Origin of the sequence: Citrobacter sp. Igbk 16, assembly GCF_028069755.1 — a bacterium.
In the GTDB taxonomy this organism is placed as follows: domain Bacteria; phylum Pseudomonadota; class Gammaproteobacteria; order Enterobacterales; family Enterobacteriaceae; genus Citrobacter.
This window is the reverse complement of the sequence record NZ_JANEWJ010000030.1, coordinates 47,037-58,654: the sequence shown is the minus strand read 5'-3', so window position 1 is coordinate 58,654 and position 11,618 is coordinate 47,037. Positions and strand designations below refer to the sequence as shown.

Annotated in this window: 8 protein-coding genes and 3 tRNA genes; 7 read left to right on the top strand and 4 right to left on the bottom strand. The window is 51.3% G+C overall.

The genetic code is table 11. The annotated features are described in order from the left end of the window. The first annotated feature begins 171 nt into the window (after positions 1-171). On the top strand, positions 172-1,371 hold the full coding sequence (ompC, locus tag NNO03_RS17980; RefSeq protein WP_271450147.1) for a porin OmpC: 1,200 nt from the start codon (positions 172-174) through the stop codon (positions 1,369-1,371). 170 nt (positions 1,372-1,541) lie between these two features. Here the strand turns inward: ompC and NNO03_RS17975 are convergent. Beyond that, positions 1,542-1,631: transfer RNA gene (locus tag NNO03_RS17975), tRNA-Ser, on the bottom strand. Positions 1,632-1,724: 93 nt separating this feature from the next. Between NNO03_RS17975 and mtfA the strand changes: the two genes are divergently transcribed. Next, positions 1,725-2,522: a DgsA anti-repressor MtfA gene (mtfA, locus tag NNO03_RS17970; RefSeq protein ID WP_121584795.1), complete on the top strand. Its 798-nt coding sequence runs from the start codon at positions 1,725-1,727 to the stop codon at positions 2,520-2,522. A 99-nt stretch (positions 2,523-2,621) separates the two neighbouring features. Continuing rightward, positions 2,622-2,697 (top strand) — tRNA-Asn (locus NNO03_RS17965). Between the two features lie 42 nt (positions 2,698-2,739). On the opposite strand, the gene cbl is transcribed toward NNO03_RS17965, so the two are convergent. Together cbl and nac are read right to left on the bottom strand one after the other, a co-directional pair. Further along, positions 2,740-3,690 carry an HTH-type transcriptional regulator Cbl gene (gene cbl / locus NNO03_RS17960; protein WP_005127780.1) on the bottom strand — a complete coding sequence of 317 codons (951 nt, stop codon included), beginning with the start codon at positions 3,688-3,690 and terminating at the stop codon, positions 2,740-2,742. A 101-nt stretch (positions 3,691-3,791) separates the two neighbouring features. Next, on the bottom strand, positions 3,792-4,709 hold the full coding sequence (gene nac, locus NNO03_RS17955; protein WP_271441749.1) for a nitrogen assimilation transcriptional regulator NAC: 918 nt from the start codon (positions 4,707-4,709) through the stop codon (positions 3,792-3,794). A gap of 326 nt (positions 4,710-5,035) precedes the next feature. Between nac and NNO03_RS17950 the strand changes: the two genes are divergently transcribed. From NNO03_RS17950 to NNO03_RS17935, 4 genes are all read left to right on the top strand, one after another. Next, positions 5,036-5,111 (top strand) — tRNA-Asn (locus tag NNO03_RS17950). A 214-nt stretch (positions 5,112-5,325) separates the two neighbouring features. Next, positions 5,326-6,642 carry a shikimate transporter gene (gene shiA / locus NNO03_RS17945; RefSeq protein WP_271450146.1) on the top strand — a complete coding sequence of 439 codons (1,317 nt, stop codon included), beginning with the start codon at positions 5,326-5,328 and terminating at the stop codon, positions 6,640-6,642. A gap of 118 nt (positions 6,643-6,760) precedes the next feature. After that, complete coding sequence (locus NNO03_RS17940) at positions 6,761-8,215, top strand: AMP nucleosidase (protein ID WP_271441747.1); 1,455 nt, start codon at positions 6,761-6,763, stop codon at positions 8,213-8,215. A 15-nt stretch (positions 8,216-8,230) separates the two neighbouring features. After that, entirely contained in the window at positions 8,231-10,009 is a 1,779-nt protein-coding gene (locus tag NNO03_RS17935) for an aminopeptidase P family protein (protein ID WP_271450145.1), read from the top strand. Between the two features lie 54 nt (positions 10,010-10,063). Here the strand turns inward: NNO03_RS17935 and ptsG are convergent, their stop codons facing one another. After that, on the bottom strand, positions 10,064-11,497 hold the full coding sequence (gene ptsG, locus NNO03_RS17930; RefSeq protein WP_137383018.1) for a PTS glucose transporter subunit IIBC: 1,434 nt from the start codon (positions 11,495-11,497) through the stop codon (positions 10,064-10,066). Positions 11,498-11,618 lie beyond the last annotated feature (121 nt).

The window sequence follows — 11,618 nt, the reverse complement described above, 5'->3', positions numbered from 1 at the left end:
TAATCATGCTCTTTGCATTATAAAAAGCCGTTATAGAAACATTTTGAAATTCTTTATATATAATTGTTACACGTTATATTTTAAATTAAATGAACTTCATAGATAGTATCAAAATGTAGTCTTTGGATGCACTACATATTCATATAAATTATTATCATAAGGAAATACATAATGAAAAGAAAAGTATTGGCAATTATTGTCCCCGCGTTATTAGCGGCCAGCGCGGCAAATGCAGCTGAAATCTATAATAAAAACGGCAATAAATTAGATCTGTACGGTAAAGTAGATGGCTTACATTATTTCTCTGATGACGCGAGCAATGATGGCGACCAGACTTACGTTCGTGTTGGCTTCAAAGGCGAAACTCAGATCAATAACATGCTGACGGGTTACGGCCAGTGGGAATATAACGTTCAGGCCAACAGCACCGAAGGTGAAGGCGCAAACTCCTGGACTCGTCTGGGCTTCGCTGGTTTAGGCTTTGGCGAATATGGCACCTTCGATTACGGTCGTAACTATGGCGTGGTATACGATGTAGAAGCGTGGACCGATATGCTGCCAGAATTCGGTGGCGACACCTACACCCAGACCGACGTTTATATGACAGGCCGTACCAACGGTGTTGCCACTTATCGTAACCACGGCTTCTTTGGTCTGGTTGACGGTCTGAACTTCGCTCTGCAGTACCAGGGTAATAATGAAAACCCAGGTTCAGGCGAAGGTACTGGCAACGGTGGTGACCGTAAACTTTCTCGTGAAAACGGCGACGGGTTTGGTATGTCTACCTCTTATGACTTCGACTTCGGTTTAAGCCTCGGCGCGGCATACTCCAGTTCTGATCGTACCAACAGTCAGGTTGTTAAAGGTCGCGGCGATAGCAACTATACCAATCAATATGCCGGTGGTGATAAAGCGGATGCCTGGACCATTGGTGCAAAATATGATGCCAATGATATCTATCTGGCTGTGATGTATGCAGAAACCCGCAATATGACTGCATACGGCAAAGGTACTTATAAAAATGCTGCTGGTGACGATGTTGATAAAGGCGGTATCGCCAACAAAACGCAAAACTTTGAAGTTGTGGCTCAGTACCAGTTCGATTACGGTCTGCGTCCGTCCGTATCTTACCTGCAGTCCAAAGGCAGTGATTTAGGCGGTTGGGATCACAACAGTAATGGAACCCCACGTTACACAGACAAAGACCTGGTAAAATATGTTGATGTCGGTGTGACTTATTACTTCAATAAAAATATGTCCACCTACGTTGATTACAAAATCAACCTGCTGGATGAAGATGACAGCTTCTATGAAAGCAATGGCATCGCAACCGACGATATTGTTGCCGTTGGTTTAGTCTACCAGTTCTAATTTTGTACAAGACGTATCAGGCCTGCTTCATATGAAGCGGGCTTTTTGTTTATTTGAAGCGGATTTTTATGTCGCGAAGGCAATCGACTGACAAACTTGTGAGGATACTCAAAGAAAAAAACATCTGTAGCTGCTGTCGTTGAAAGCAAGGCGTGCAAGTGTTTGAATAGTGGCGGAGAGAGGGGGATTTGAACCCCCGGTAGAGTTGCCCCTACTCCGGTTTTCGAGACCGGTCCATTCAGCCGCTCTGGCATCTCTCCGTTCTGGTGGTTGCCATGATGCCAGGTAATTTGGCATTTTAACAGACCCAGTTCCGTCAATTTCGTTCAAGTGACGAGTTTGCGAGCAAAACGATGATTAAGTGGCCCTGGAAAGAGCAAGAAACAGCCCGGAATGATGACTGGCCCTGGGATGATGCCCTGGCAATTCCTCTTCTGGTGAATCTTACTGAACAAGAACAAGCCAGGCTTATTGCCCTGGCCGAGCGTTTTTTACAGCAAAAAAGATTGGTTGCACTACAAGGATTTGAACTGGACGCACTAAAAAGTGCACGAATTGCTCTGCTTTTCTGTTTGCCTGTTCTGGAATTAGGCATCGAGTGGCTTGATGGTTTTCATGAAGTCCTCATTTACCCTGCCCCGTTTGTCGTGGATGACGAATGGGAAGATGATATTGGGCTGGTGCACAATCAACGGATTATTCAGTCAGGCCAAAGCTGGCAACAGGGTCCTGTGATCCTGAACTGGCTTGATATACAGGACTCCTTCGATGCTTCCGGCTTTAATCTGATTATTCATGAAGTGGCACATAAACTTGATATGCGTAATGGCGATCGCGCCAGCGGCGTTCCGGCTATCCCGCTGAGGGAAATTGCGAACTGGGAGCACGATCTCCATGCCGCGATGAACAATATCCAGGATGAAATCGATCTAGTGGGTGAAACGGCCTGCAGTATAGATGCCTACGCAGCAACCGATCCTGCAGAATGCTTTGCGGTATTATCCGAGTATTTCTTCAGCGCCCCCGAGTTGTTTGCACCACGTTTCCCGGCATTGTGGCAACGCTTTTTCCAGTTCTATCGCCAGAACCCAATGCTTCGGTTGCGCGATAGCCAGGAAGAAGACCATTTTCGCTCATCAAATGTGCATTAATACTGAATTTGAAGATTAATTAACCAATTGATATGGCGTATTAATTTTACTGTTGACACGTCATGGTGAGGTCAGTAATATGCGCCTCGTTCACACGATTCCTCTGTAGTTCAGTCGGTAGAACGGCGGACTGTTAATCCGTATGTCACTGGTTCGAGTCCAGTCAGAGGAGCCAAATTTAAGAAGCCTGCTTAGGAAACTAAGCAGGCTTCTTGCTTTATATTTGATAATCAATCATCACTTCATCAGGCTCCATTGCCTGGCGTTTAATCTCTTCCACAGATAAACCTGCGTTGCATAGCTCGATGAAGCGCCAGACGTAATTGCGCTGCAACTGACCGCGTTTGAGCCCCAGCCAAACGGTGTTCGCATCAAATAAATGCCGGGTATCAAGGCGGGTTAACGTCCCCTCCTCCTGCTCGCCACTGGATTGCTCCGCCACCAGCCCGATTCCCAGCCCCAGCGCTACATACGTTTTAATCACATCCGAGTCCTGTGCACTGAGGATAATATCCGGCACCAACCCTTTACGCGCAAATGCCTCATCAATACGTGAGCGCCCCGTAATACCCTGCCGATAGGTAATGAGCGGCCAGTGAGCAATAGACTCAAGCGTAAGTGGGGAAGCCTTAACTAATGGATGATCATGTGGAACGAGCAGGCTGTGCTGCCAACGAAACCAGGGAAACGCCACCAACAGCGGATCGCTGCTGAGTCGTTCACTGGCAATACCAATGTCAGCGCCACCATTTTGCAGGAGAACGTCAATTTCTTGCGGTGTCCCCTGGATAAGCTCCAGGCGAACCTCCGGGAAGAGTTCACGAAATGCTTTGATCACCGCAGGCAGACTATAGCGGGCCTGTGTGTGTGTGGTCGCAATGGTCAGCACACCAGACGTGTCATTGGTAAACAGGTCCGCCAGTCGGCGAACATTGCTGGCTTCATTAAGAATACGCTCAGCGATCACCAGCAACGCCTTCCCCGGTTCGGTCATGCCAAGTAAACGCTTACCACGGCGAATAAAAATTTCGATGCCAAGTTCATCTTCAAGTTCGCGAATATGCCGACTTACCCCCGACTGCGAGGTATAAAGAATATTCGCGACTTCCGTCAGGTTGTAATCCTGACGGGCCGCCTCGCGGATTATTTTAAGTTGCTGGAAATTCACTTTTCGCTCCGGGTACATCAGACATTACGCTATTGTTAAAGTCTGATGCCCGGCATAACAAATAATAAAAACCTGCATCTTATTCCTGGCTGGAATAAGGTTTAACTCACCAACTGTAGCTCACGATTGTCCAGAGCCGGACGGCTAACCAGCGACAACAGAATTTCTTTCACCGCCTGAGCCTGTGGTGTCAAACTGCCTCTGGCTGACATATTAAGCGAGAGGGGCAGATTCATTGAGGGCGTTGTAATCCGCGCCATCCAGCCATTCGCTGCATGACATAATGCCCGGGCTGCTGATTCAGGCAAAACCGTCACCCCCATACCGCTGGCAATCGCGGCCGTTAGGGTAGAGATAGAATCAATTTCACCTATTACTTTGGCCGTTAAGCGGCGCAGTGAGAAGGCTTCGTCAACACGGAGGCGAACCGCACTGTAATCCCGTGGCAGAAACAAATTCATCTGCGCGACTGCCGTTAAATCGACACTTGGCCCAGGACATTCACGCGTCCCCACCAGGAAAAGATCCTCTTTGAGTAACGGTTGACTGGAAATACCCGCGATCGGCGAGCGCTCGTAGAGCACCGCCATATCTAATTGACCACTGAGCAATTTATCGTTCAGCACCGCCCCGCTGTTTTCATGCAAATAGACCAGTACATCGGGCAGCTCGGCGCGAACGGTCTGTAATAACGGCATGGTAATTGATGATGCTGCAGTGCCAGGTGCCAGGCCAATAGAGACGTGTCCACTCAGGGTCTGCCCTACATTATTGACCGCAAGCTGTGCCTGTTCACACTGACGTAATATCGTCCGGGCGTGCGTATACAACACTTTCCCCGCCTCCGTCGGCGTCACCCCGCGTTTAGTGCGGATCAACAACTGTTGATCCAGTTCCCCCTCCAGCGTAGCAACCTGCTGGCTCAGCGCGGGCTGAGCGATATGCAATACTTCCGCTGCCTGGGTCAGGCTACCAATATCGACGATTTTCACGAAGTATTTCAGTCGTCTGAAGTTCATTTTGCCTCCTGTCGGAATACCAGAACCCATGCTGGCAGTCATGAAACTCAGGATTGCAAGATACTTGCCAGTTTCATCTGTAGACGAGTATTTAATGTTAAGCTCCCGTTAAGTAAGGGATGGCGCAGGAAAGGGATAGCTTCTCCTGATTCCGCCTTTTCCCGGACTGCCCCACAAGAGGTAGACGCGCACCAGAATGGGGCAAATGTCTAAAAAGCATGAAAGATCGCCGCTTTGTTGAATTTGTCAGCAAACGAACACACAATTTCATTTACCCCTTTGACAACCCCCATCGCCCCCGCTAATATGCGCCTCGTTCACACGATTCCTCTGTAGTTCAGTCGGTAGAACGGCGGACTGTTAATCCGTATGTCACTGGTTCGAGTCCAGTCAGAGGAGCCAAATTTAAGAAGCCTGCTTAGGAAACTAAGCAGGCTTTTTGCTTATTAATTTCTTCAATCGTCTTATTTTTCATCTTGCCCTCTTGTAAGGGATAAAATCGTTTTATCTTCTCGTCTGTCGCGGTAGTCTCATTACAGTCGTTTATATCTCGACTGCAATGTGCGTAACCTAACTCCAATACTAATAATTAAAAAACAGTACAGACAGGATAACTATGGATTCCACCCTCACCTCCACGGGTCCCCAGCAGGACACCTCATCGCTTAACCGTGCCCGACGTGCCGCACTCGGCAGCTTCGCGGGTGCCGTGGTCGACTGGTATGATTTTCTGCTTTATGGCATCACCGCCGCGCTGGTATTCAACCGCGAATTTTTTCCGCAGGTTAGCCCAGCAATGGGGACGCTCGCTGCCTTCGCCACCTTTGGTGTCGGGTTTCTGTTCCGCCCACTAGGCGGAATCATCTTCGGCCACTTTGGCGATCGCCTGGGCCGCAAACGTATGTTGATGCTTACCGTCTGGATGATGGGGATTGCCACTGCACTGATTGGTATCATTCCCTCTTTCGACACCATCGGCTGGTGGGCACCTGTCCTGCTGGTGACGCTACGTGCCATTCAGGGTTTCGCCGTCGGCGGCGAGTGGGGTGGCGCGGCATTACTCTCTGTTGAAAGTGCCCCGAAAAATAAAAAAGCTTTCTACAGTAGCGGCGTTCAGGTCGGTTACGGCGTCGGGCTACTGCTCTCTACGGGGCTGGTCTCGTTGGTTAGCTCGCAAACAACCGATGAGCAGTTCCTGAGCTGGGGCTGGCGTATTCCGTTCCTGTTCAGCATTGTGCTGGTTCTGGGCGCGCTGTGGATGCGCAACAGAATGGATGAATCGGCTGAATTCGAACAGCAAAAACAGGAACCCCAACCGGTGAAAAAGCGACTGCCGGTTATCGAGGCACTCACCCGTCACCCAGGGGCATTTCTGAAAATTATCGCCCTGCGTCTGTGTGAGCTCCTGACGATGTACATCGTCACCGCGTTTGCTCTCAACTACTCCACCCAAAACCTGGGGCTGCCGCGCGAACTATTTCTGAATATCGGGTTACTGGTGGGTGGGCTGAGTTGTTTGACCATCCCCTGCTTTGCCTGGCTTGCCGATCGCTTTGGCCGTCGGCGCGTTTATATTACCGGAGCACTGGTCGGTACACTCAGCGCCTTCCCGTTCTTCATGGCCCTGGAAGCGCAGTCCATCTTCTGGATAGTGTTCTTCGCGATTATGTTGGCCAACATTGCGCACGATATGGTGGTCTGCGTACAGCAGCCTATGTTTACCGGCCTGTTTGGCGCAAGCTATCGCTACAGTGGCGCGGGCGTGGGCTATCAGGTTGCCAGCGTTGTCGGCGGTGGTTTTACGCCTTTTATTGCCGCTGCATTAGTGACTTTCTCCGGCGGCGACTGGCACAGCGTTGCCATTTACCTGATGGCCGGATGCCTTATTTCGGCCGTCACCGCAATGCTGATGAGAGATAAGCAATACGCGTAAACCTTTATGCGAAGGCCATCGGGTCTTCGCATAATCTTCCTCAACGTCTGACTTTTGTTTCACATTCCTGTGACATACTATCGGGAGAGCAGTACATCTGTGGAACAAGGAGACAGACATGAACAATAAGGGCTCCAGCCTGACACCCGCTCAGGCACTGGATAAACTGGACGCGCTGTACGAGCAGTCGGTAAAGGCTCTGCGTAGTGCCATTGGTAAGTATATTGAAACAGGGACGCTCCCTGACGACACCGCCCGCCAAAACGGTCTTTTTGTTTACCCATCGCTTTGTGTCACCTGGGATGGCAGTGCCACAAACCCACCGAAAACGCGCGCATACGGACGTTTTACCCATGCTGGCTGCTATACCACGACCATCACCCGCCCGTCGCTTTTTCGCCCTTATCTTGAAGAACAACTGACGCTGCTGTATCAGGATTATGATGCGCATATTTCCGTCGAACCATCACAGCATGAAATCCCCTATCCGTATGTAATTGACGGTTCTGAACTCACGCTCGACCGCTCGATGAGTGCCGGGTTAACGCGCCATTTCCCTACTACCGAACTCTCACAAATTGGTGACGAAACGGCAGATGGTACCTACCATCCGGCAGAGTTTTCTCCGCTGTCGCACTTCGACGCCCGTCGGGTCGATTTTTCTCTGGCGCGCCTGCGTCATTACACAGGAACACCGGTTGAGCATTTTCAGCCCTTCGTGCTGTTCACCAACTACACCCGCTACGTGGATGAATTCGTCCGTTGGGGCTGTAGTCAAATCCTTGACCCGGACAGTCCCTATATTGCGCTGTCATGCGCAGGGGGGATCTGGATCACTGCAGAAACTGAAGCACCGGAAGAGGCCATCTCCGATCTGGCGTGGAAAAAACACCAGATGCCTGCCTGGCATTTAATTACCGCCGACGGTCAGGGGATCACGCTGGTTAATATCGGCGTCGGCCCCTCTAACGCCAAAACCATTTGCGATCATCTGGCCGTGCTACGTCCTGACGTCTGGTTGATGATTGGCCACTGTGGTGGCCTGCGCGAAAGTCAGGCAATTGGTGATTATGTTCTGGCTCATGCCTATCTGCGCGACGACCATGTACTGGATGCCGTGCTGCCGCCGGATATTCCGATTCCCAGCATCGCCGAAGTTCAGCGCGCACTGTATGACGCCACCAAAGAAGTCAGCGGCATGCCGGGTGAAGAGGTTAAACAGCGGCTACGTACCGGCACCGTCGTCACCACCGACGATCGTAACTGGGAATTACGCTATTCCGCTTCTGCGCTGCGTTTTAACCTCAGTCGTGCCGTCGCTATTGATATGGAGAGTGCCACCATTGCAGCCCAGGGCTACCGCTTCCGCGTCCCTTATGGCACGTTGCTGTGTGTTTCCGATAAGCCACTGCATGGCGAGATCAAACTGCCAGGTCAGGCCAACCGTTTTTATGAAGGGGCTATTTCTGAGCACTTGCAAATTGGCATCCGGGCTATCGACCGACTGCGTGCTGAAGGCGACCGGCTGCATTCCCGCAAATTACGTACATTCAACGAACCGCCGTTCCGTTAAGGCCTGAAGGTAACTATGCACAACTCAACTCCCCTTTCCGCCCTGCGCAGTCTGCTATTAGCTCAGGGACTGGATGGCATGATTGTCCCCCGCGCCGATGCTCATCAGAGCGAAGATTGCACACCGCACGACAATAAACTGGCCTGGCTCACCGGCTTTAGCGGTTCCGCTGGTCTGGCATTGGTACTTCGCGATCGCGCGCTGATGTTTGTCGATGGGCGCTATCAGGTCCAGGTGCGTAACGAAGTCTCTCTCGATGATTTTGAAATCCATCATTTGCACGATGAACCTCTGGCCGACTATTTGCAGGCTTACGTCACCTCTGGTGCGCATATCGGCTTTGAACCTCTGCTGATGGTCAATAGTCAATTTGAAGCACTGTCGGCCACTCACTGCAAACTGATTCCGATGGAACGCGATCCCTTCGACCAGATCTGGCTCGACCGTCCAGCTGCCCCCTGTGGTGTTATTCGTGAAATGCCCATTGAGATAAGCGGTGAAAGTAGCGCGCATAAGCGCGTACGAATAGTGGAGCAACTGACTCAGCATCAGGCCGACGTGCTGGCGATCACGCTACCGGATAACATCGCCTGGCTACTCAATGTACGTGGAGCCGATCTTGCGATGGTTCCGGTTCCTTTTTCGTTTGCCCTGCTCCATCGCAGCGGCGAACTGGAGTGGTTTGTTGATAATAATAAGACGCAGCAACTGCCTGCATCATTGCTGGAGACGGTCACGCTGGCCCCACAAGAGAACTTTCTCCCACGCTGCCAGCAACTTGCCCAAGGTAAGCGTTTCCTGGTTGATAAAGACTATGCGCCAGTCGCGCTGCGGTTCGCCATTGAGCAAAACGGGGGAGAGGTTCTCTGGGCCCCCGATCCCATCACATTAATTAAAGCGCATAAAAATGATGTTGAACTGTCAGGGTATCGGGAATGCCATGAACAGGATGGTGCCGCATGGGTAAACTTTCTGGCCTGGCTGGCGCATGAGGTCCCGCTGCGCGAGGCAGCAGGTAATCCTGTCACTGAACTGGAAGCACAGGCCAAACAGCTGGCGTTTCGCCAGCAGCAGCCAGGATTTATAGAACAAAGTTTCAGTACTATTTCCGCCTCTGCCAGCAATGCGGCGATGTGCCATTACCATTCCAGTGAGAAAACAAATACGCCCATCACCACACAGGCAATGTATCTGAATGATTCCGGCGGCCAGTATAAAAATGGTACTACGGATACAACAAGAACACTCGCCTTTGGTCCACAGGATCCGCAGCGACGACTGCATTACACCGCCGTGCTGAAAGGGTTTTTATCACTGATCTCATTGCAATTCCCCAGCGGCACGCAGGGTCATCAATTGGATGCGTTTAGCCGCCGGGCGCTTTGGGAGTTGGGTCTGGATTTTGACCACGGCACAGGACACGGTGTAGGCCACCAGCTACTGATCCATGAACAACCCCATCGAATTGCAAAAAAAGTAAATCCCTGGCCTTTGGTAGCGGGTAACATTATCACCATCGAACCCGGTTATTATCTGGCTGGACAATATGGCATCCGCATTGAAAATCAGGTGGAGATTATCAATAGCCGACCCGGTTTTTGCCGCTTCTCTACCCTGACGCTGGTCCCCATCGATCTGAACCTTGTGGAATTGCATCTGCTGAGTGATGCAGAGAAACAGTGGATTGATGATTATCATCAACAGGTAAGAGAAACGCTATCGCCACGCGTGGGCAGCGACGCGCACCCGTGGCTGTTCGCTGCGACGGCGCCGATTCGCGTTCAGGCTAATTAAGGCATAAAAAAGGCAGCCCGCAGGCTGCCTTAGTTCTCCCCAACATCTTACTGCTTAGCTGTTACGGATGTACTCATCCATTTCAGTTTTCAGGTTATCGGACTTGGTACCGAAAATCGCCTGAACACCAGAGCCCGCAACCACAACGCCTGCCGCACCCAGTTTCTTCAGGCCAGCCTGATCCACTTTGGCAACGTCAGCAACGCTGACGCGCAGACGCGTGATGCACGCATCGAGGTTAGTGATGTTTTCTTTACCACCGAACGCGGCAACCAGGGCCGGAGCCATTTCGCCAGTCGCGCCCGCTTTATTGTCTTCAGTCGCATCCTCACGACCCGGAGTTTTCAGGTCCAGCGCTTTAATCAACACACGGAAAATGGTGTAGTACACGATCGCATAACCGATACCGACAATCGGGAACAACCACAACTTGCTGCTGTTACCGGACAGAACGATAAAGTCGATCAGACCGTGGGAGAACGATGTACCGTCGCGCATACCCAGCAGAATACAGATTGGGAATGCCAGACCAGCCAGAATAGCGTGGATGATGTACAGAATCGGTGCCACGAACATGAAGGAGAACTCGATCGGCTCGGTAATACCGGTCAGGAACGAGGTCAACGCAGCGGAGATCATGATACCGCCCACTTTCGCGCGGTTTTCCGGTTTAGCAGAGTGCCAGATTGCAATAGCAGCAGCAGGCAGGCCGTACATTTTAAACAGGAAGCCACCAGACAGTTTACCCGCAGTTGGGTCACCAGCCATATAGCGAGGGATGTCGCCGTGGAATACCTGACCCGCAGCGTTGGTGTATTCACCGATCTGCATCTGGAATGGAACGTTCCAGATATGGTGCAGACCAAACGGCACCAGGCAGCGTTCGATGAAACCATAGATACCGAATGCGACAACTGGGTTCTGGTACGCCGCCCACTGGGAGAACGTCTGAATAGCAGTACCGATCGGCGGCCAAATGAAGGACAGGACCACACCGGTGAAGATGGCGGCCAGACCAGAAATAATAGGAACGAAGCGCTTACCGGCAAAGAAGCCGAGGTACTCAGGCAATTTGATTCGGTAGAAGCGGTTGAACATATACGCAGCGATCGCACCGGAGATAATCCCCCCGAGAACACCCGTATCTGCCAGGTGTTTCGCTGTGATCTCTTCAGCAGGTAAATGCAGAACCAACGGCGCAACAACAGCCATGGTCTTGACCATGATGCCGTAGGCAACAACTGATGCCAGAGCAGATACGCCGTCGTTGTTGGTGAAGCCTAACGCAACACCGATAGCGAAAATCAGCGGCATGTTCGCAAAAACAGAACCGCCTGCTTCTGCCATTACGTGCGATACAACGGCTGGCAGCCAGCTGAAGTTAGCGGAACCGACACCCAGCAGGATACCTGCAATCGGGAGTACGGATACCGGCAGCATCAGCGATTTACCGACCTTTTGCAGGTTAGCAAATGCATTCTTAAACATAATTAGGAGTGCTCCTGAGTATTTGTGCTTTTATACACTTCATCCTGCAAACCGCCTCGGCGCTGGCTGCGTTCATTTACCCCAGTGGCTTACCCACGTAAGCTCCTGGCGATTCACTCAC